Origin of the sequence: Streptomyces sp. NPDC051913 (genome assembly GCF_044593635.1) — a bacterium.
In the GTDB taxonomy this organism is placed as follows: domain Bacteria; phylum Actinomycetota; class Actinomycetes; order Streptomycetales; family Streptomycetaceae; genus Streptomyces.
This window is the reverse complement of sequence record NZ_JBIUCI010000004.1, coordinates 53,007-73,450: the sequence shown is the minus strand read 5'-3', so window position 1 is coordinate 73,450 and position 20,444 is coordinate 53,007. Positions and strand designations below refer to the sequence as shown.

Here is a 20,444-nt window from a genome sequence, read left to right as displayed (position 1 = left end):
CCGAATAGCGTATATTTACGCCGTATACGTACACCTTGCCCCTGTGGGTGCATAGAGTCAATACGAGCGGGCGCGGTACCCAGCACCGACCGACCATCCGGAGGCAGGGCATGGCCAAGGACCAGCCGAGGGCGAGCAAGCAGGGCGCTGACAGCCCCACGCCGGCGCGCCGCGCCAGCGACCGTGGCCGTTACGGCCGCCTCAGCCGCGAGCGCGTCCTCGCCAGCGCCCTGGAGCTGGTCGACCGCGACGGCCTCTCCGCGCTGAGCATGCGCCGCCTCGGCGCGGAGCTCGGCGTCGAGGCGATGGCCCTCTACCGGTACGCGGCCGGCAAGGACGCCCTCCTCGACGGCCTGGTCGAGGCGCTCCACCTGGAGCTGGAGGAACGGCTGGCCGCCGACAGCGCCGCCGCCGACTGGCGGGCCGAACTCGGACGGATCGCGCGGGCGACGTACGACGTCTGTCTGGCCCACCCCCAGGTCGTGCCGCTGCTGTCCACCCGTATGCTCGCCGTCCCGCTGGCCCGCCGGCCGCTCGCGACCCTGCGGCACCACGAGCGCGTCGTCGCCCTGCTGGAGGGGGCCGGGCTGGGCACGGACCGTTCCGCCGTAGTGTTCCGCGCCTTCACGGCCTGGGTGCTGGGCTATGTCTCGGTCGAACTCCAGGCCATGGTCGACAACCCCGAGGAGCCCGACCCCGCCTTCCGGCTCGGTCTGCACCACATGCCGCCCCAGGAGCTGCCCCGGCTGCGCGCGACCGCTCCCGCCCTGGCCGAACCGGGCGGTCCCGAGGGGCTGGTGGCGGGGCTGGACGCGCTGCTCGACCCTTTCACCGGAGTCGCGTGAACTCCCGGTTCATCCAAGGGACATGCCGGCCCGGTCACGGCGTGTGAAACGCGGGACAGGCGCGCACCGTACAACCGTTCGGCGCCCACGGACGTCTGATCTTCGGGAACGCGTTCCCCGAGGTTCATCCGCCCGTCACTGACCCCCCACCGCCCCGAAGGACCTTTCATGCGCCACGCCGCAGCCGGCACCCGTACGCTCCGACAGGCCACCGGCGCACTCGGCGCCGTCGCACTGATGGCCCTGGGTGCCTCGCCCGCCCTCGCCGCCGATGCTGCCCCCACGCCCCGACTGGTGCTGGGCGAGCTGGCGCCGAAGGTCGACGGCCTGAAGCCGGGCGGCACCTACGACGTCCCGGTCAGCTTCACCAACACCGGCACCGAGGCCCTCGACAAGGTCTACCTTCAGTACGGCGTCACCCGTGGGCTGAGCCACACGGAGCTGCCCTCCAACTGCTTCCGTTTCGACGTCGGTTCCTACGACGAACTCCCGGAGAAGTCCTACGCGATCTGCGAGTTCGACCAGACGGTCGAGCCCGGAGTCGTCTACGCCCCCGAGAAGACGCTGACGCTGAACGTGCTCGACTACGCGCTGCACGACGAACTCCGCGTGGTGGTGGACACCGACGGCTCGCTCCCCGCCGAGGGCAGCGGCCTGAGGGTGCCCGGCACCGGTCCCGCGGTGAAGCTCGTCGAGAAGCCCGACGCGACCCCGGCCGAGCCGGGCAGCGGCGAGCACGAGGGCTGGGACGACGCCGACGTCTCGGTGAACGCGGCGAACACCGCCGACCTCCAGCTGACCGCCGACAGGCTGAGCGGCAAGGTCGGCGACACGGTGTCACTGAAGGTGACGCTCACCAACGCCGGGCCCGGCTGGGTCCTCGGTGAGCTGGACAACTCCGTCACGAAGGTCCGCGTCACCATCCCGGCGGGCACGACCGTCACGAAGGCCGCGCCCTGCACCAAGGTCGGCGCCGGGGTCTACGACTGCGGTACCGCCCAGCGCTGGCTCAAGGAGAACGCCGTCGAGAACCGCACCTTCAAGCTGCGCGTCGACAAGGCGGTCACCGGCGCCAAGGCCTCGGCGAAGCTGACGGGGCAGGCCCGGCCGTACGACAAGAACCCGGAGAACGACAGCATCGAGATCCCGCTCGACGTCACGGGCGACTCGTCCGGCGACGGCGGCGGGTCGGCCGGCACGGATGGTGGCGGCTCGACGTCCTCGACGGGCGGTGACTCCGGGACCTCCACGTCCGGCGGCTCCGGCTCCGGCGGCGGCTCGACCACGTCCGGCGGCTCCTCGACCTCGGGCACCTCCGGCTCCGCCACGACCGCCGACGGCGACCTGGCGAGCACCGGTTCCGGCGCGACGCTGCCCCTCGCGGGCGCGGCCGCCGCGGCGGTCGCCGTGGGCGCGGGCGCGGTTGTGGTCGTACGACGACGCAAGGCGGCGCAGCAGTAGCGCCACGGGGAGGGAGCCCGGACGCCGGGCTCCCTCTCACCGTCCTCCCGCCCGCACCGCCCCCACACTCGCGACCACCACCAACCCGATCGCCCCGCACTGCGGCAGCGACAATCCCTGGCCCAGCACCAGCCAGCCCGCCGTCGCCGCGAGCGCGGGCGCGAGGCTCATCAGGACCGCGAAGGTCGCCGCGGACAGCCGGCGCAGGGCGAGCAGTTCGAGGGTGTACGGCACTCCGGAGCTCAGCACCGCGATGGCGAGGCCGAGGCCCAGCACGCCCGGCTCCAGCAAGGCCGCTCCCGACGCGGCGACACCCAGCGGCAGGCTGACGAACGCGGCGACGCACATCGCGATCGCGAGACCGTCCAGGCGTGGAAAGCGGGCGCCCGCGCGGGCGTTGAGCAGGATGTACGCCGCCCACATCGCCCCGGCGCCCAGCGCGAAGGCCACTCCGCCGGCGTCGAGGCTCCCCAGGTCCCCGCCGCTCAGCAGGCAGACTCCGGCGAGTGCGAGCCCGGCCCAGAGGTAGCTCGCCGCGCGCCGCGAGACCAGCACCGACAGCAGGAGCGGGCCGAGGACCTCCAGGGTGACGGCCGCGCCCAGCGGGACGCGGGCGATGGCCTGGTAGAAGAGCAGGTTCATACCGCCGAGGGCCAGGCCGAAGCCGATGACGACGGCCCAGTCGGTACGGGAGTGGCCGCGCAGCCGGGGGCGGGTGACGGCGAGGAGCAGCAGCGCGGCGAAGGCGATGCGGAGACCTACCGTGCCGAGCGCCCCGGCGCGCGGGAACAGCAGCGCGGCACAGGCCGAGCCGAACTGCACGGACACCGCGCCGGAGAGCACGAGACCGACACCGCCGAGACTGCCGCGCCCCGCGGGGTGCCGTACGAGCGTGGGCGAGCTGGTCACCGTAGAGGTCATGGCGTTCACGCTAGGCAGTCGGCCGCTCCCCGTGAAATGCCGATTTCCCTGCGGTTATGCTCTGGAAGCATGACCGTGGAACTGCGCCACCTGCGGGCCTTCCTCGTCATCGCCGAGGAGGGCAACATCACCCGTGCCGCCGCCCTGCTCCATGTGAGCCAGCCCGCGTTGTCGCGCACGCTGCGCCGGCTGGAGGACCATCTGGGCGCCCGTCTCGTCGACCGGTCCACCCATCATCTGGAACTGACCACGGAGGGCCGGGTCTTCCGGGAGAAGGCCGCCGCCGCGCTGTCCGCCGTCGACACCGCCCTCGACCCTGGCGGGCTGCGAAGCTGGCCGCTCCGCCTCGGGCATCCCTGGGCGGCGCTCGGCGACCACACCGTCGCGCTGCTCCGCCGCTGGGACGAGACCCATCCCGGCACCCGGCTCGAACTGCTCCGCATCGACGACCGCACGGCGGGCCTCACCCAGGGTCGGGTCGACGCGGCGCTGCTACGGGGCGAGGTCACCTCGCCCGGGCTCCGCACCGAGCTGCTGACCTGGGAGGAACGGGTCGTCGTCCTCCCGGCCGACAGCCCGCTGGTGGATCTTCCCCGGGTCACCCTGGCCGACCTGGTCGATCGTCCGATCGCCGTCAACGTCGTGGCGGGGACGACGACGATGGACCTGTGGCCGCCGACCGCCCGCCCCTCCGCGACCATCGAGGTGACCAACACCGACGAGTGGCTCATGGTCATCGCGGCGGGCCGTGCCGTGGGCATCTCCACGACGGCCACCCCGAGCAACCACGCCCACCCCTCGCTGGTCTACCGGCCCCTCACGGACGCCCCGCCCGTCCCGCTCATCCTCGCCTGGCGCGAGGGAGCAGGGCACCCGGCCGTCCCGGACCTGGTCACGCTCGCCCACGAGGTGCTGGCCGCCGGACGACCCTGACCTCACCGGCCACCCCGCACCGCCGTATCGTTCGGGGCGTGGTTGAGAACGCACTGATGCGGCTGCCCGACATGCCGCTGCACGATCCGTTCGTCGTCGCCGACGAAGAGACCCGCACCTACTACCTCTACACCTCCAACGACCCGTCCGTGTCGGGCGTGGAGGGCACCGGCACGATGGTCTACCGCAGCCACGACCTGCGGGACTGGACCCGCCCGGTGCCGGTCTTCCTGACCGCCGACCAGGACAACATCTGGGCCACGGAGGGCGGTTGGGCGCCGGAGGTGCACAAGTGGGCGGACAGGTACTACCTGTTCACCACCCTGCACGACGAGAACCGGCCCCTCCTCGTACCGGCGCCCAACCGTTGGGGCACCCCCTTCCAGCTCCGGAACCATCTGCGCGGCACGGTCACCGCCGTGTCCGACTCCCTGCTGGGCCCGTTCACCGTCGTCGACCCCGAACGCCCCACCCCTCCGGCGGAGTTGATGACCCTCGACGGAACGCTCCACGTCGATGGGGAGGGGCGGCCCTGGATGGTCTACGCGCACGAGTGGCTCCAGACCATCGACGGCACCATGGAGGCGATCCGGCTGGCCCCGGACCTGACGCGGACCGTCGGCGACCCGGTGTTCCTCTTCAAGGCGTCCGACGCGCCCTGGCTGGGCGAGCAGATCCCGGCCGGCCTCCCGGGCCAGCTCCCGCCGTACATCACCGACGGCCCCCAGCTGTACCCCACCCCGGACGGCTCGCTGCTCATGCTGTGGTCGACCTACGAGAAGAACGCCCTCGGCCCGGACGGCACCATCGGCGGCGGCTACGTCCAGACGTACGCCGTCTCCGAGTCCGGCGACCTCCGCGGCCCCTGGCGTCAGCGGCGTCCGCTGGTCCGCGACGACAGCGGGCACGGCATGCTGTTCCGCACCTTCGAGGGCCGGTTGACGATGATCCTGCACCGGCCGTTCGAGAACGCCCGGGGCAAGCTGTACGAGATGCGGCTGGACGGCCATGAGCTGCGGGTGGTCCGCCAATGCACCGAACTCGACGGCGGCGGCTGACCCTCTACGGTGGAGGCGGCGCCGTGCTGCCGCGCACCTCGAGGGTGGGCGTGGCGAGTTCGACCTCGCGCGGCCGGTCCGGGGTCTCGATCCGGTCCAGGAGCCGTTGGGCCGCCCGTCGGCCCACGTCACGGCTGGCGTTGTCCACGGTGGTCAGCCACAGGTGGCGCAGCCGCGACAGGTAGGTGTTGTCGTAGCCGACGAGCGACAGGTCCCGCGGTACCCGCAGCCCGCTCTCCTCGGCCGCGGACAGCGCGCCGACGCAGGTCATGTCGTTGGCGGCGAAGATCGCGGTGGGCCGCCGCGGGCGGCTGAGCAGACGTACGGCGGCCCGGTAGCCGCCCTCCTCGGTCAGGTCGCCCTGTTCCGTGACCGCCGTCCCGGCCAGCCCGTGCTCCCGCATCACCGCCTCGAAGCTGCGCCGCCGCAGCTCCCCCACGGCCCCCTGGGCGGCGATGTGCGCGATGTTCCGGTGGCCGAGTCCGATGAGGTGCTCGGTGGCCAGACGGGCGCCCTGTTCGTCGTCGTTGGCGACGACGTCCACGCCCGGCAGCTCCGGTTCGCGGGCGCCCGCGACGACGGTCGGAACCTGTCCGGCGGCGGCACCCAGGGCCTCGGGGTCCTGGAGGGTGCCGACGGCGATCAGGCCGTCGACGCGCAGTTCGGTGAAGGTGCGGGTGAGGTCCTCGCCGAGCCGGCGGTTGAGGTGCCCGTCGGCGAGCAGCATGTGCAGGCCGCTGTCGTAGAGCCGGGAGTTGAGCCCGTCGAGGAGCTCCACGAACCAGGGGTTGCGCAGGTCGTTCAGGAGCACGCCGACCGTCCGGGTGCGACGCTCGCTGAGGCTGCGGGCGGCGGCGTTGGGCCGGTAGCCGAGTTCCTCGACGGCGGCGAGGACGGCCGCGCGCTTCTCGGGCCGTACGCCCTCCGAGCCCCGCAGCACCAGCGACACCAGCGACTTGGAGACACCGGCGCGCTCGGCGACGTCACGGATGGTCGGGGTCCTCATCCCATGGACCGTTCCATACATGTTCCTCGCCCTGCAAGACCTTGACACCTGCTGTTGTCCGTCTCATCGTAGGCCATCAAGGCTTTGGAACGGTCCAAAAGCAGGGTCCGACGAAGGGCGGTCATCGTGGACAGGCTCGGCATCGCCGTGGTGGGTTTCGGCTGGATGGGGCGGGTGCACACCCAGGCGTACGCCCGGCTGCCGCACCACTTCCCGCAGTTGCCGCTGCGGCCGGAACTGGTGACGGTCGCCGACGAGGTGCCCGGCCGCGCCGAGCAGGCGGCGGACCAGTACGGCTTCGCGTCCGCGACCCGCGACTGGCGCGAGGTGGCCGCCGATCCGCGCGTGCGGGCGGTGAGCATCACCGCCCCGAACTTCCTGCACCGCGAGATCGGCGTCGCGATGGCCGAGGCGGGCAAGCACATCTGGATCGAGAAGCCGGTCGGTCTGACGGCCCAGGACGCGGGCGCGGTCGCCGACGCGGTCGCCAAGGCCGGTGTCCAGGCCACGGTCGGCTTCAACTACCGCAACGCCCCCGCCGTGCAGGCCGCCCGGGAACTGATCGCCGCCGGCGAGATCGGCACCGTCACGCACGTCCGCATCCGGCTCTTCAGCGACTACGCCGCCCATCCCGAGGGCGCCCTGACCTGGCGGTACGAGCTTCAGCGCGGCGGCAGCGGCGTGCTGGGCGACCTCGCCTCGCACGGCGTCGACCTGGCCCGCCATCTCCTCGGCGACATCGAGTCGCTGACCGCCGACACCGCGATCTTCGTCCCCGAGCGGGCCCGCCCGACCGGCGCCACCGCGGGCCACACCCGCGCGACGGGCGGCGAGCTGGGCCCGGTCGAGAACGACGACTACGTCAGCTGCCTCCTCCGCTTCTCCTCCGGCGCCCGGGGCGTCCTGGAGGCATGCCGGGTCTCGGTCGGCGAGCAGAACAACTACGGCTTCGAGATCCACGGCACGACCGGCGCGGTCTTCTGGGACTACCGGCGCATGGGCGAGCTGGGCGTCAGCCGCGGCACGGCCTACCAGGACCAGCCCGTCAGCACGGTGTACGTCGGGCCGGGCGCCGGCGAGTTCGGCGCGTTCCAGCCGGGCTCGGCCAACACCATGGGCTACGACGACCTGAAGGTCATCGAGGCGTACGGGTTCCTGCGGTCGGTGGCCGAGGGGACTCCGTACGGCGCGACACTCGACGACGCCGTGGCGAGCGCGGCGGCGCTGGACGCGATGAGCCGTTCCGCGGAGCGGCGGACGTGGGTGGATCTCGTCACCGATCCAGGAACGCGCTGACGGCACAGGAAAAGGCCCTCACAGGTTGTCGCCTGTGAGGGCCTCTCCACACCGTCGGGACGACAGGATTTGAACCTGCGACCCCTTGACCCCCAGTCAAGTGCGCTACCAAGCTGCGCCACGTCCCGGTGTCCGTCTGACCTGGGCTTTCCCCCGGCCGAACGTGCAGGGAAACAATACCGCACTCGGGTCAGTGGTCGCGCACCCGTTTATCGACGGCCCCGGTGTCATCGGCGCGCACCAGGTTCCGAATCGGCGCCGTCGCGAGCAGGGCGCCGCAGACGACCAGGCTCATCACCCCGGCGACGAGCAGGACGTGGTCGGCGCCGAGGGCGGCGGCGGACGGGCCCGCGAGTGCCTGGCCGACCGGCATCAACGCGAGGGAGCCCGCGACGTCGTAGGCGTGGATGCGGTTGAGGGCGTCGGGCGGGACCTGGGTCTGGATGCTGGTCGCCCACATCACGCTCCAGAAGGCCATGCCGGTCCCGGCGACGGCGGCCCCGGCCATCATCGCGGGCACGCCGAGGCCCGCGCCGACGGTCGCCGGGAAGGCGCCGAAGCCGACCAGGGCGATCGATCCGGCGCGCAGCATCCGGCGGGGGCGCAGCCGCAGGGCGAGGAGGCCGCCGACGACGGTTCCGGCACCGAGGGCGGAGTTCACCAGGCCGTAGGCGCCCGGGCCGTGGTCCTGGACGACCTCGGTGGCGACCAGCGGGACGGTCGGGCCCGAGACGGCGATCATGTAGAGGCCCCAGATGGCGATCACGCCCCACAGCCAGCTGCGCGCTCTGAACTCCCGCCAGCCGGTGACCAGATCGGCCCGGAAGGTGCTCGTCCGGTGCGATGTCGGCCCGTCGTCCGGGGCACGCGGCGGCAGCCGGAGAAGGATCAGGCACAGGGCGCTGACCGCGTACATGGCGGCGTCCACGGCGAAGACGCCGCCCGCCGAGGCGAAGCCGACGAGCAACCCGGCGCACACGGGTCCGGCGAGCTGGGCGCCCGCCTCGGCGATGCGTATCGCGCCGTTGGCGCCCTGGACGTCGGTGGCGAGCCGGGGGACGGTGCTGGCGACGCCGGGCTGGAACAGGGCGCCCGCCAGGCCGTTGACGAAGCCGATGACGCAGATCTGCCAGAGCACCACGTGCCCGGAGAAGAAGAGCGCGGCGGCGAGCGTCTGGCCGGCAAGGCGCACCAGGTCCGCGCCGATCATCACCTTGCGGGTGTCGAAGCGGTCGGCGACGACACCGCCGAAGACCACGAACCCGGCGAAGGAGGCGGCGGAGGCGGCCATCGCGAGGCCCACCGCACCCGCCCCGTATCCGTGCTGGAGCAGACCGGTGGCGAGGGCTACGGGGAGGATGGTGTGGCCGAGGGCGGCGACGGCGCGCGCGATGAAGAACAGCGCGAAGTCGCGGGACCAGACGGCGGGTTCAGGCGCCTTGCTCGCCGGACGATCGGCCACGTCGTCGGTGGGTGCGCGATGCGCGTCCCTCCGCCCCTTCGACGACACCTCGGTCATCCCTCACCCCGTCTCCCGAGCACCACCCCCGCCGGCAGCCACCTCCGCCATGCCTTCGGATCATGCCACGGGCCACTGACAGCGCCCGGGGAATTTCACTCCCCGACCGGACGCCCCAACTCCGGATAGCTGTCGAGGAGTCGGGGCGGGGCCGCCTGGCGCCAGGAGTCGGCCAGGATGTCCCGCAGTTCGTCCTCGTCCTCCAGGGCGGCGAGGCGGGCCCGCACCCAGGCGAACTGTGCCTCGTGGTCGGCGATCCAGAACTTCTCCGGCTCGGCGAGCACCAGTTCGTCCCGCTCCTCCTTGGGGCAGCGCACCGCGAGGGAGGTCTCCTCCTCGGGCAGGGTGGCGAACATCTTCCCCGCGACCCTGAACGTGGGCATGCTCCAGGCGATCTTCTCCGTGGTGTCCGGCAGGGACAGGGCGATACGGCGTACGTCTTCGGCATCCGGCATGGGACGCACCGTAGCGGCTGCCACTGACAATCACCTGGTGGGAGCGGTCGTCCCGGGGTGCTTGCCCTGACCGGCGGCGGCTCCCAGGTGCTTGTAGTAGAGGGTGGTTCCCCTGAGCACCCCGCCCGGATCCGCCGCGTAGTCGGGGATCACGCCGGCCCTGGTCCAGCCCGCCGAGGCGTAGAGGCGCTCCGCCGGACTGTCGGTCTCGGTGTCGAGGTGGAGCAGGGTGCGGCCGGCGTCGGCGGCGGCCTGTTCGGCGGTGGCCAGGAGGCCGCGTCCCAGACCTCGCCCGCGTGCGTCCCGGTGCACCATGAGCTTGACCAGTTCGGCGCGGTGGCGGCTGTTGGGCTTGTCGGGGAAGACGAGACCGACGGTGCCGAGCGTCCGGTCGTCGCCACGGGCGATCCAGAGGGCGAGGTGTCCGGCCGCCACGGCGGCCGCCCGTTCCTGCCACCAGGCGACGGCCGCCGCGCGGTCGAAGGGGGCGAGGAAGCCGATCGAGGCGCCGCCGTCGACGGTGTCGACCATCAGGTCGGCCAACTCCGCGACGTACAGCGGAACCTGGTCCGCGTCGAGTCGGACGAACGTCACGGCAGCACCACCGCGAGCACGTACCGCACCGGCTCGTCCCCCACGCACCGGAACCGGGTCGCCCCCCGCACCCTAAGGCGCAGGCAGTCGCCGGCGTCGAGGTGGTGCTCGACGTCCTGGGCGGTCATGGCGAGGGCGCCTTCCAGCACCCAGATGTGCTGTTCGAGGCCGGGCACGGGCGGCCTGTCGTAGGCGATGTCGGAGCCCGGCGCGAGCCGTCCCTCGACGAGTTCGCCGCGCAGCCCGCTGTGCGGCGGTGACACGGAGCGGCGCACGAAACCGGAGGCGCGGTCCTCCCAGACCGGCTGCTCGGCGGTCCGGACCAGGAGCGGGGGTTCGGTCTCGACCTCGCTGAGGAGCTGGGACATGGTCCGTCCGTAGACCGCGCACAGACGGTTCAGCAGCGCGGCGGTGGGGCTGGTCTCCGCGCGCTCGGCCCGGGACAGGGTCGACTTGCTCACTCCGGTGCGGGCCGCCAACTCACCCAGGGACCAGCCGCGTTCGGTACGCAGTTCGGTCAGCCGGGTGCCCAGACGGGCGTCGACGGGGTCCGGGCCGGCCTCTCCGGCCGCAGCGTGTTTCATATCCGGGACGGTATCCCAGATATGAAACAGGCAGGTTACGTCCCGCTCTCAGCCGCCTGAGCCAGCGCCTCCACCACCGGACGGATCAGCGGATGCCCCTCCGCTCCCCGGCGCACCGCCGCGAACACCCGGCGGGTGGGCGCGACGCCGTCGACCGGCCGGACTACCACGCCCGTGTGGTCCATGCCGATCAGCGCCGAGCGCGGGACGAGGGCCACTCCCGCACCGGCCGAGGCCAGGGCCACGACCGCGCGGAAGTCGTCCGAGGAGTGTTCGAGACTGGGCTGGAAGCCCGCGTTCTCACAGGCCAGGACCACGACCTCATGGCAGGGATTGCCCGGATAGGGGCCGATCCAGGGGTCCTTGGCAAGCTCCGCCAGGGGCACCTCACCGGCCTCGGCCAGCCGATGGCTCACCGGGACGACCGCGTCGAAGGGCTCGGCGTACAGGGAGACGTGCGTGAGGCGGGGGTCGTCGGCCGGGGGCGCCCCGCGGTACTCGACGGCGACCGCGACGTCGACCTGCCGGTCCAGGACCATCGGCAGACTGGCGTCACCCTCCGCGTCCTGGACGCGGATGCGGATGCCGGGGGCGGTCACGGCGAGCCGCGCCACCGCGGGCGCCACGACCAGGGCGATGCCGGTGGCGAAGGAGGCGACGGTGACCGTGCCGGCCTCCCCCGAGCCGTACGCGGCCAGCTCGGCCTCCGCGCGCTCCAGCTGGGCGAGGACGGCGTTGGTGTGGCTCAGCAGGATCTCGCCGGCCGCGGTCAGCCGTACGCCCTTCGCGCCGCGCTCGACCAGGCGGTGCCCGGTCTCCTGCTCCAGGGCCGTGAGCTGCTGGGACACCGCCGAGGGGGTGAGATACAGCGCGGCGGCAGCCGCCGTCACGGTACGGTGGTCGGCCACCGCCCGGAGGATGTGCAGCCGCCGCGCTTCGATCATGGGATCGATTGTCTCAAATGCCCCCGTGCGCTCCGGCTCAGCCCACCGACTCCGGGGAGGCCGCCGCCTCCAGCTCGGTCCGGGCCGCGACGAAGGCGTCCACCGCGCGGTTCACGTCCTCCGTGGAGTGCGCAGCCGACAGCTGGACGCGGATACGTGCGGCGCCCTGCGGCACCACCGGGTAGGAGAAGCCGATCACGTACACCCCGCGCTCCAGGAGCAGCTCCGCGAGACGGCCCGCCTTCGCCGCGTCGCCGATCATCACGGGGGCGATGGCGTGGTCGCCGGGGAGGATCTCGAAGCCCTCCTCGGTCATCCGGCGGCGGAACAGGGCCGTGTTCTCGTTCAGCCGGACCCGCAGGTCGTCCGCCGACTCCAGCAGGTCGAGGACCTTGAGGGAGGCCGCGGCGATCACCGGGGCGAGCGTGTTGGAGAACAGGTACGGGCGCGACCGCTGGCGCAGCAGGGCGACGATCTCCGCGCGGGCGGCCACATAGCCGCCGGACGCGCCGCCGAGCGCCTTGCCGAGGGTGCCGGTGATGATGTCGACGCGGTCCATGACACCGTGCAGTTCGGGGGTGCCGCGACCGCCGGGGCCGACGAAGCCGACGGCGTGCGAGTCGTCGACCATGACCATGGCGTCGTAGCGCTCGGCGAGGTCGCAGATCTCGCGCAGGGGGGCCACGTAACCGTCCATGGAGAACACGCCGTCGGTGACGATCAGGCGGCGGCGCGCGTCGGAGGCGTCCTTCAACTGCCGTTCCAGGTCGGCCATGTCGCGGTTGGCGTAGCGGAAGCGACGGGCCTTGGACAGGCGGATGCCGTCGATGATCGACGCGTGGTTGAGGGCGTCGGAGATGACCGCGTCCTCGGCGCCGAGGAGGGTCTCGAAGACACCGCCGTTGGCGTCGAAGCAGGAGGAGTAGAGGATCGTGTCCTCCTGGCCGAGGAACGCCGACAGACGCGCCTCCAGCTCCTTGTGGACCTCCTGCGTACCGCAGATGAAGCGCACGGACGCCATGCCGTAGCCCCAGCGGTCGAGCGCCGCGTGGGCGGCGGCGACGACCTCGGGGTGGTCGGCGAGACCGAGGTAGTTGTTGGCGCAGAAGTTGAGGACCTCACCGGGACGGCCGCCCGCGGTGACGGCGACGGTCGCGGACTGCGGGGTGCCGATGACGCGCTCGGGCTTGTGCAGACCGGCGGCGCGGATCTCGTCGAGGGTGGCGCGCAGGTCGTCACGGACAGAGTCGAACATGCGAGAGGCTCCTAAAGGGTTACGCGGTCCAGTCGAGGATGACCTTGCCGCCGCGGCCACTCGCGGCGTCCGCGAACGCCGCCTCGTAGTCGCGGTAGCCGTAGCGGCCGGTGATCACGGGGGCGAGGTCGAGGCCGCCCTCCAGGAGGACCGACATCGCGTACCAGGTCTCGAACATCTCACGGCCGTAGATGCCCTTGATGGTGATCATCGAGGTGACGATCCGGGCCCAGTCGACGGGGAACTCCTGGGCCGGCAGACCGAGCATGGCGATCCGGCCGCCGTGGGTCATGTTGGCGATCATGTCGCGCATCGCGGTCGGGTTGCCGGACATCTCCAGGCCGATGTCGAAGCCCTCGCGCAGCCCGAGGGAGCGCTGGCCGTCGGCGATGGAGGACTCGGCGACGTTCAGGGCGAGGCTGACGCCGATCTTGCGGGCGAGGTCGAGGCGCTCCTCGCTGACGTCGGTGATCACGACGTTGCGCGCGCCCGCGTGCCGGGCGACGGCGGCGGCCATCAGACCGATCGGCCCGGCGCCGGTGATCAGTACGTCCTCGCCGACCAGCGGAAAGGACAGGGCCGTGTGCACGGCGTTGCCGAACGGGTCGAAGATCGCGGCCACGTCGAGGTCCACGGGCACGCGGTGCACCCACACGTTGGCGGCGGGCAGGGCGACGTACTCCGCGAAGGCACCGTCCCGTCCGACGCCCAGGCCGACCGTGGCCCGGCACAGGTGGCGGCGGCCGGCGAGACAGTTGCGGCACCTGCCGCAGACGAGATGCCCCTCGCCGCTGACCCGGTCGCCGACGGCGATGTCCGCCACGTCACGGCCGGTCTCCACGACCTCGCCGACGAACTCGTGGCCGAGCACCAGCGGCGTGCGGATCGCCTGCTGCGCCCAGCCGTCCCAGGACCGGATGTGCAGATCGGTGCCGCAGATGCCGGTGCGCAGCACCTTGATCAGTACGTCGCCGGGTCCCACGGCGGGCTCGGGCACGTCCGCGAGCCACAGCCCGGGCTCCGCCTTCTCCTTGACCAGTGCCTTCACCGCTACGGCTCCTGTGGGTGCGTTCCCGTACGCGAGCACGCCGAAAAGGCCCGCAACCGGGAAGAGGGAGGGAATCGCCTAGCAATCTGCCGTACGACGCCCCCTCAGGTCCATCGAGGTTTTCTTAAGCGCCGCCGCAGATCTTCTTCACGCCACCCCTCGGCGGGGAACACCCTCGCCCACCTGCCCGTTGGGAGGGACGAGGACGACTGCGACCGATCTGGAGCCGCCGATGAACACCGCACGTGATCTCGCGATCGTCGCCCTGGAGGCCAGCCCGGACAGACCGGTGGAACAGGGCGAGCTGTCGCTGGCGCTCGCCGCGTCCGAGCTGCTGGACCTCGTGGCGGCGGGCGCGCTCGGGGTGGACGGCGACCTGGTCGTGCCCGGCGGGCAGTCCGCGCCGGTCGACCGCCTGCTCACGGAGGCCGCCGCCACCGCCGTACGACAGGAGCCGTACGAGTCGGTGGAGGACTGGCTGTGGCGTCGGGGCCGCGGGCTGTCCTCGGCGTACGACTCCGCGCTGGAGCAGGAGGGGCTGACGAGCCGCCCGCGGGGGCTGCGGGCCGCGCGGCGGTCCGGACACGCCGAGCTGGTCGAGTCGCCGGAGCGGCGGCGCGCGGAGGAGCGCCGGGACTCGGGCGAGCCGGTGTTCGCCGCCCTGGCCGCCGCGGCCGGCATCCAGGACGAACCGGACGGGGACGCGGCGGACCTCACCGACGACACGATCACGACGGTGCTGGCGGCCGTCGGGGACGCGGTGATGGAGCTGGAGGCGGTCAGACAGCGGCGGGCGATCGAGAGCGCGGCGTTCGACAACATCTGGCGGGGCGGGGTGTGAGGCGAGGCGTTGCGGGCGACGCGAAGTCGGCGTCGCGGCACGCGAGTTCAGTCGCCGCACGTACGCATGGTTCATAGGAGCACACAAGTTCACAGAGGCAGGCCGTCCGCCTCCATCTGCTCCACGCGCGCGACCAGTTCCGCCGCCGCGGACTTGATGGTCTCCAGCCCGGTCCGGCCCCAGGGTCGAGGCGCCACGTCGACGACACACACCGTCCCGAGGACCATGCCACCCCGGTCGACGAGCGGTGCGCCGAGATAGGAGCGGATGCCGAACTCGTCGACGACGGGATTGCCGGCGAACCGCGGGTAGTCGCTCACGTCCTCCAGGACCAGCGCCTTGCGCCGGACCACCACATGCGGACAGAAGCCGTGGTCGCGCGCCAGTTGGCGGCCGAGTTGCGGCTTGGCCTCGTCCGCGTCGCTGAGCATCGGGCGGACGTCCGGGAGGTGCAGTCCGGCGAAGAACTGCCGGTTCTCGTCGATGAAGTTGACCATGGCGTACGGCGCACCGGTCACCTCGGCGAGCCGGTCCGCGAACGCGTCGAGCGCGGGCTCCGGGCGTTCCCCCAGCCCCAGCCCGTGCAGTCGGCGGGTCCGCGCGGGGGCCTCCTTGTCCTCGGGGGTGAGCAGCAGACGACCGGCGGGACGCACCGGGTCGTAGCTCATGGGCGGGTTCCGTCGCGGTGGGCGAAGGTCATATGCGGCTCCAGGGCTGGTCGGCACGGTGGACGGGGGTCACATGTGGGCGCCGTGGCTCGGCGCGGGCGCCGGGGCATGGGCGATGAGATGGCGGACGAGGGTCAGCAGGGTCTGCACGCCCGAGCTGGAGATCCGGGCGTCGCAGCGGACGACGGGGATCTCCGGGGCGAGGTCGATGGCGGCGCGGACCTCCTCGGGGTCGTAGCGGTAGGAGCCGTCGAACTCGTTGATCGCGACGATGAAGCCGAGGCCGCGCTGTTCGAAGAAGTCGACGGCGGCGAAGCAGTCCTCCAGTCTGCGGGTGTCGGCGAGGATGACCGCGCCGAGCGCACCCTCGGAGAGCTCGTCCCACATGAACCAGAACCGCTCCTGCCCGGGCGTGCCGAACAGGTACAGCACATGTTGCGGGTCGAGGGTGATGCGGCCGAAGTCCATGGCGACGGTCGTCTCGACCTTGTTCTCGATGCCGTCGAGGTTGTCGGTCGCGGCGCTGACCGTGGTGAGCAGTTCCTCCGTACTGAGCGGGGCGATCTCGCTGACCGCGCCCACGAAGGTCGTCTTGCCTACTCCGAAGCCTCCCGCCACCAGGATCTTGAGTGCGGTGGGGAAGGGGTCAGAGCTGTCGTCGTAGTCCATCGAGCACTGCCTCCAGAAGAGCCCGGTCAGTCGGGTTGTGGTGGAACTCGGGGGGCTTGGTGGTGAGCGCCCCGCAGTCGACGAGGTCCGACAGCAGCACCTTGGTGACGGCGGCCGGCAGCTTCAGATGCGCGGCGGCCTCGGCGACCGAGACAGGCGCGCGGCACAGGTCGAGTGCCTGCGTGTGCTCGGGGCCGAGGTAGCCGAGGGGGGTGGCTCCGGTGGCCATCACCTGCGACAGCAGGTCGAGCGCGACGGTGGGCCGGGTGCGGCCGTTGCTCACCGTGAAGGGGCGCACCAGGCGTCCGGCCGCGTCGTCGAGCCAGGGCCCGTCGCCGGCCGCCGCCACGCTCAAGGCCTCATCACCGGGGACGCCGAGGATTCGACGGCGTGCTGCCGGGGTGCGGTCACCAGGTAGGGGCGGACGCTCTTGACCAGCATCGCCATCTCGTAGCCGAGGACGGCCGCGTCGGCCTCGCGGCCGGCGAGCACGGCGAGACAGGTGCCGGAGCCTGCGGTGGTCACGAACAGCAGCGTCGCGTCGAGCTCGACGACCACCTGACGGACGTCCCCGCCGTCACCGAAGCGGACGCCGGCGCTGCGGCCGAGCGAGTACAGGCCGGAGGCCAGGGCCGCCATGTGGTCGGCGCTGTCGGTGTCGAGGCCGTGGACCGACTTCACGAGCCCGTCGCAGGACAGGAGGACCGCGCTGGTGGTGTGCGGTACGCGCTGCACGAGGCCGCTCATCAGCCAGTCGAGATCGGATACATGGCCGGTCGGCGCTTCGCTCGCCATGGTGGATCGACTCCTTGAGGTACGAAGGTCTGCGGGAGCGCTGGGTGTGGGGGTGGGGCCGGGCATGGTGGCGTGGGTCGTGGCAGGGGTGGTCATCCCGCTGATGCGCTCCCGTCGTGCCGGGTGGGGGTGTGGTCGGGTCGGGCCGGGGACAGACGGTCGTGGGACACGGGGGCGGGGCGTGCCTCGGCGGTCCGGGCCGGGTCCAGGGGGCCCAGGGGATCCAGGGGGGCCAGGGGATCCAGGGGGGCCAGGGGATCCAGGGGGTAAGTCGGGCTTGAGTGGACGGAGTTCAGGTGACTCAGGTCCGTGTGGGTCTGGTCGGTGCCCGTGGCCGGGTCCGTGTGCGGGTGCGGCGTGTCCGTGACCTGCGCGGCCATGTGGGCCGTGTCCCTGTGGGCCGTACCCATGTGTGTGGACCCCATGGCATAAGCGCCGAAGTCCCCGTCCCCGGTGGTCTCCGCCTCCATGTGCTGCTGTGCCTCGGCGAGGCCGATGCCACGTTGGAAGGCGGCCATCAGTCCCGGGTCGTGCCCGGCGGGGTACTCGGCGTCCGGTCGCGGTGCCGCCGGGCCGTCGCGGAGTTGGGGTGCGATGTGCTCCTGGGCGCGGCGCCGGGGCAGTTGGGGCTTGCCCATGGTGCCGCGGACGGTGCCGGTGCGCGGGGTGGGCGGCGCCGCGGCGCTCTCCTCGACGAGCCGCCGGTCGTCGGGCCGGATGCCCGGGACGGCCTCCGCCGGATTGGGCCGCTCCTGCTGGCTGCCGCGCACGGGCAGCGGTACGGCGGGGGGTCCGGTGGGCGGCGGCACGGCGGAGGGCCCGGCGGGCATGACCCGCTGCGGCCCGGTGTCACCCAGGCGGCCCGGACCTCCGGCCCCCGGCGTGCCGGGCGCCGGTGCGGACGGCCGCGCCTGTGACGCCGTACCGCCGCCGACCGGCCGCGACGTCCCGGCGTGCCCGGCGATTCCCATGCCGTCGGAGGTCCCCGGGACGACACTCCCCGACGCGCCCGGCTCCGCGCCCAACAGGCCTTGCGGTACGACGAGTACGGCCTGGACCCCGCCGTAGATGTTGGTCTGCAACCGTACGTTGATGCCGTGCCGTCGGGCGAGCTGCGAGACCACGAACAGCCCGATACGACCGTCCGCCAGCAGGCTCCCCACGTTGACCTGATCGGGGTCGGTGAGCAGGGCGTTCATCCTGTCCTGCTCGGCGACGGGCATACCGAGGCCGCGGTCCTCCACCTCGACGGCGAGCCCCGAGGTGACGAGGTTGGCGCGCAGCAGCACCTGGGTGTGCGGGGCGGAGAACACCGTGGCGTTCTCGACGAGTTCGGCGAGCAGATGGATGACGTCGGCGACGGCGTGCCCGCGCAGGGTGCCGTCGATGGGCGGGACGAGTTTGACGCGCGAGTACTGCTCGACCTCGGCGATGGCCGAGCGGAGCACCTCGGTCATGGGGACGGGGTGGCTCCACTGCCGACGCGAGACGGCGCCACCGAGCACGGCGAGGTTCTCGGCGTGACGCCGGATGCGGGTGGCGAGGTGGTCGACGTGGAAGAGGCCCTTGAGGAGGTCGGGGTCCTCGATCTCGTTCTCCAGCTCGTCGAGGATCGAGATCTCCCGGTGCACCAGCGACTGCAACCGCCGGGCGAGATTGAGGAAGACCTCCAGCTTCTGCTCGCTGCCCGCCTGGCTGGAGAGTTGAGCGGCCTGGACCACGGCGGTGACGGCACCGTCATGGGCGCGGGTGAGGTCGGCGGCGAGCAGCTCGAAGTCGTCGGCGCCGTCCGGGGGTCCGTCGGGCGGGGTGCGCCGGGGAGGCCCGTCACCGCGTCGCAACGCCTCGACGAGAGCCCGCAGATCGGCTTCGCCCCGTGCGCTGCTGCGGCGCAGGGCACCGATGCGGTCGCTCACCGACCTGGCCGCGCGGTCGGCGGCGACGGCGGCGATGAGGATGCCGGCGAGGGCCACCGAGACCGCCCCCGCGAGGACGCCCCAGAGGGTGAGGCCGGGCCGGGCGCCGGTGGAGCGGACGGTGAAGAGGACGGCCGCCGAGGCGGCGAGGGCGACCGCGACGGGCGGCAGCACGGCGAGCCGCAGCAGCTGTGGCCGTATGTGGGTCTCGGGCAACGCGGCCACGGGCCGGGCGGCCGGCCTGCCGTGCCGGCCGCCGCCTTCACGGCGGTCCGCATGGGCTGCCGGTGCGCGGAGCTGAGACATCGGTGTCCTCGTACTGGTCCGGGTACTGGCCCGTCGGGCCTGGTCGCCGGGCGGGCTCGACTGCCCACGTCCGGGCTGGCTCGACTGCCCAGCGCGGTGCGGGCTCGACTGCCCACGGCCGGGCTGACTCGGCTGTGCAGGGCCGGGCTGCCGGCCGCCTCCGCCGAAGTCGGCCTGGCTCGACTGTCCCCGGCCGGGCGGGCTGCCTCGACCGGGGCCGAGACGACTTCCTTGGCCGGGGCCGACTGGGCTCCCTTGGCCATCGCCGGCCTGGCGCCCGCGTCCACCGCCGGCCTGGCTCCCGGGTCCACGGCCGGGCTCCCAGGGCCCACCGCGCGCTCCCGCCGATTCCCGGGTGCGCTCGCCACGGTCGGCACGCACTCCCACGCGGTCGTCGGTCACCGGCTTCCCCCGTCTCCCGGTCGCGGTCGAGCTGGGGGGATCCCCATCGCGTCGACTCCCTCCTCCGGTCTGGTCCTCACGACACGGTGTCGGTCGAGAGCGCCGGGATTTCGGCCCTGCGTCGCCCGACGGACACTCACAGTAGTCGGCAACGCATCATGTGCGGTGGGCAGTTGACAAACTCGTACGGAGAGCGTCCCGCTCTGGTATGAGGCTTCGTACGACAGCCCGATAAGCCCTCAGGTAGCCCGTACAGTTCGCTTCAGGCATCGATCAACGCTGGTCAGGGACGGTCACAAACGAAACGGCGCGGCGGGCGGTCGGCGCCACCCGGCAACAGCTCCGGGGGACGGAAGCGTCACCCGCACAGACCCCCGCACCCCGACCGGCGCCCCCGCAGCCGCCCACCCTCCACCCCTACGGGCTTCACGCTCTGTAGTGATCCACTCAAGCGACAGGCGCTCGCGAAAAGCCGTTCCCGCACCGCGGCGCACTCGCGTGCTGTTGCTCAGGCACTGCCAATCCGTGGACAACGCCGCCGGAGTCCTGTCGAGCGAGCCGCCCGGAGCCGGGCTCACCCACCTGGGGCGGAAACAGGCCGAAGCCGCGCTCGCGGCCCTGAGAGTCGAGCCCGTGACCGCCGTCTGGGACCTGCCCGTGCGACGCGACCACGGTCTGATCGAGTACGGGATCAGCGCTCTCGAGAGGTCCTCGGGCAGCGCGGCCGGCCGCGCGTCTCAGGACGCCCTTCGTCGGTGGATCGTGGACGCTCCCTCTGCGCCGGCCTCTCCGCGCGGAGAGCGTGGGGTCGCCCGCTGCCGCACGGAACCGTGGTCGAGGCCGGAGTGACGGCAGACGAATGGTCGTGCCGGTTCTGGCCCACCGAGAGTCGCTACTGATCACGTCGGCCCCGTGCGCGCAACTCCCT

At 72.5% G+C, this 20,444-nt stretch carries 21 protein-coding genes and 1 tRNA gene; 7 read left to right on the top strand and 15 right to left on the bottom strand.

The features are described from left to right. The first annotated feature begins 110 nt into the window (after window positions 1-110). Together ACIHIX_RS12995 and ACIHIX_RS12990 are read left to right on the top strand one after the other, a co-directional pair. Complete coding sequence (locus ACIHIX_RS12995) at window positions 111-845, top strand: TetR/AcrR family transcriptional regulator (protein ID WP_399953982.1); 735 nt, start codon at window positions 111-113, stop codon at window positions 843-845. Between the two features lie 168 nt (window positions 846-1,013). Further along, window positions 1,014-2,306, top strand: coding sequence for a hypothetical protein (locus tag ACIHIX_RS12990; RefSeq protein WP_399953979.1), 1,293 nt, complete (start codon window positions 1,014-1,016; stop codon window positions 2,304-2,306). A 36-nt stretch (window positions 2,307-2,342) separates the two neighbouring features. On the opposite strand, the gene ACIHIX_RS12985 is transcribed toward ACIHIX_RS12990, so the two are convergent. Continuing rightward, complete coding sequence (locus tag ACIHIX_RS12985) at window positions 2,343-3,227, bottom strand: EamA family transporter (RefSeq protein WP_399953976.1); 885 nt, start codon at window positions 3,225-3,227, stop codon at window positions 2,343-2,345. A 69-nt stretch (window positions 3,228-3,296) separates the two neighbouring features. Between ACIHIX_RS12985 and ACIHIX_RS12980 the strand changes: the two genes are divergently transcribed. Further along, window positions 3,297-4,160, top strand: coding sequence for a LysR family transcriptional regulator (locus ACIHIX_RS12980; protein WP_399953973.1), 864 nt, complete (start codon window positions 3,297-3,299; stop codon window positions 4,158-4,160). 56 nt (window positions 4,161-4,216) lie between these two features. Beyond that, window positions 4,217-5,218 carry a glycoside hydrolase family 43 protein gene (locus tag ACIHIX_RS12975; protein ID WP_399955572.1) on the top strand — a complete coding sequence of 334 codons (1,002 nt, stop codon included), beginning with the start codon at window positions 4,217-4,219 and terminating at the stop codon, window positions 5,216-5,218. 4 nt (window positions 5,219-5,222) lie between these two features. On the opposite strand, the gene ACIHIX_RS12970 is transcribed toward ACIHIX_RS12975, so the two are convergent. Then, window positions 5,223-6,224 (bottom strand): LacI family DNA-binding transcriptional regulator, encoded by a 1,002-nt coding sequence (locus ACIHIX_RS12970; RefSeq protein ID WP_399953970.1) that lies wholly within the window; start codon window positions 6,222-6,224, stop codon window positions 5,223-5,225. Window positions 6,225-6,347: 123 nt separating this feature from the next. On the opposite strand from ACIHIX_RS12970, the gene ACIHIX_RS12965 reads away from it, so the two are divergent. Beyond that, on the top strand, window positions 6,348-7,520 hold the full coding sequence (locus ACIHIX_RS12965; protein ID WP_399955569.1) for a Gfo/Idh/MocA family protein: 1,173 nt from the start codon (window positions 6,348-6,350) through the stop codon (window positions 7,518-7,520). A gap of 54 nt (window positions 7,521-7,574) precedes the next feature. Here ACIHIX_RS12965 and ACIHIX_RS12960 read toward each other — a convergent pair. The 8 genes from ACIHIX_RS12960 to tdh form a co-directional block, all read right to left on the bottom strand. Further along, window positions 7,575-7,648: transfer RNA gene (locus tag ACIHIX_RS12960), tRNA-Pro, on the bottom strand. A 62-nt stretch (window positions 7,649-7,710) separates the two neighbouring features. Beyond that, on the bottom strand, window positions 7,711-9,039 hold the full coding sequence (locus ACIHIX_RS12955) for an MFS transporter (protein WP_399953967.1): 1,329 nt from the start codon (window positions 9,037-9,039) through the stop codon (window positions 7,711-7,713). A gap of 95 nt (window positions 9,040-9,134) precedes the next feature. After that, a complete protein-coding gene (locus ACIHIX_RS12950; RefSeq protein WP_079308418.1) occupies window positions 9,135-9,494 on the bottom strand; it encodes an MmcQ/YjbR family DNA-binding protein in 360 nt (119 codons plus the stop codon). A gap of 30 nt (window positions 9,495-9,524) precedes the next feature. Next, the gene (locus tag ACIHIX_RS12945; protein ID WP_399953963.1) at window positions 9,525-10,088 is read right to left on the bottom strand and encodes a GNAT family N-acetyltransferase; all 564 of its coding nucleotides are present in this window, start codon (window positions 10,086-10,088) and stop codon (window positions 9,525-9,527) included. Then, window positions 10,085-10,672, bottom strand: a complete 588-nt coding sequence (locus ACIHIX_RS12940; RefSeq protein WP_399953960.1) for a helix-turn-helix domain-containing protein — start codon at window positions 10,670-10,672, stop codon at window positions 10,085-10,087. The genes ACIHIX_RS12945 and ACIHIX_RS12940 overlap by 4 nt, the downstream gene beginning before the upstream one ends. 35 nt (window positions 10,673-10,707) lie before the next feature. Beyond that, window positions 10,708-11,616: a LysR family transcriptional regulator gene (locus ACIHIX_RS12935; RefSeq protein WP_399953957.1), complete on the bottom strand. Its 909-nt coding sequence runs from the start codon at window positions 11,614-11,616 to the stop codon at window positions 10,708-10,710. Window positions 11,617-11,653: 37 nt separating this feature from the next. Beyond that, a complete protein-coding gene (locus tag ACIHIX_RS12930) occupies window positions 11,654-12,871 on the bottom strand; it encodes a glycine C-acetyltransferase (RefSeq protein WP_399953954.1) in 1,218 nt (405 codons plus the stop codon). Window positions 12,872-12,890: 19 nt separating this feature from the next. Beyond that, a complete protein-coding gene (tdh, locus tag ACIHIX_RS12925; protein ID WP_399953951.1) occupies window positions 12,891-13,919 on the bottom strand; it encodes an L-threonine 3-dehydrogenase in 1,029 nt (342 codons plus the stop codon). 232 nt (window positions 13,920-14,151) lie between these two features. Here tdh and ACIHIX_RS12920 point away from each other — a divergent pair, with 232 nt between their 5' ends. Next, window positions 14,152-14,760 carry a GPP34 family phosphoprotein gene (locus ACIHIX_RS12920; RefSeq protein WP_399953948.1) on the top strand — a complete coding sequence of 203 codons (609 nt, stop codon included), beginning with the start codon at window positions 14,152-14,154 and terminating at the stop codon, window positions 14,758-14,760. Window positions 14,761-14,849: 89 nt separating this feature from the next. Here ACIHIX_RS12920 and ACIHIX_RS12915 read toward each other — a convergent pair whose 3' ends face one another. From ACIHIX_RS12915 to ACIHIX_RS12895, 5 genes are all read right to left on the bottom strand, one after another. Next, window positions 14,850-15,428, bottom strand: a complete 579-nt coding sequence (locus ACIHIX_RS12915; protein WP_399953946.1) for a GAF domain-containing protein — start codon at window positions 15,426-15,428, stop codon at window positions 14,850-14,852. A gap of 69 nt (window positions 15,429-15,497) precedes the next feature. Continuing rightward, complete coding sequence (locus ACIHIX_RS12910; RefSeq protein ID WP_399953943.1) at window positions 15,498-16,097, bottom strand: GTP-binding protein; 600 nt, start codon at window positions 16,095-16,097, stop codon at window positions 15,498-15,500. Continuing rightward, entirely contained in the window at window positions 16,075-16,446 is a 372-nt protein-coding gene (locus ACIHIX_RS12905; RefSeq protein WP_329332456.1) for a DUF742 domain-containing protein, read from the bottom strand. Before ACIHIX_RS12905 ends, ACIHIX_RS12910 begins: the two co-directional genes overlap by 23 nt. A 2-nt stretch (window positions 16,447-16,448) precedes the next feature. After that, the gene (locus ACIHIX_RS12900) at window positions 16,449-16,892 is read right to left on the bottom strand and encodes a roadblock/LC7 domain-containing protein (RefSeq protein ID WP_399953940.1); all 444 of its coding nucleotides are present in this window, start codon (window positions 16,890-16,892) and stop codon (window positions 16,449-16,451) included. A 92-nt stretch (window positions 16,893-16,984) separates the two neighbouring features. Continuing rightward, window positions 16,985-19,114: a sensor histidine kinase gene (locus tag ACIHIX_RS12895; RefSeq protein ID WP_399953937.1), complete on the bottom strand. Its 2,130-nt coding sequence runs from the start codon at window positions 19,112-19,114 to the stop codon at window positions 16,985-16,987. Window positions 19,115-19,954: 840 nt separating this feature from the next. Here ACIHIX_RS12895 and ACIHIX_RS12890 point away from each other — a divergent pair. Next, entirely contained in the window at window positions 19,955-20,365 is a 411-nt protein-coding gene (locus tag ACIHIX_RS12890; RefSeq protein ID WP_399953934.1) for a histidine phosphatase family protein, read from the top strand. The last annotated feature ends 79 nt before the right edge of the window (window positions 20,366-20,444 follow it).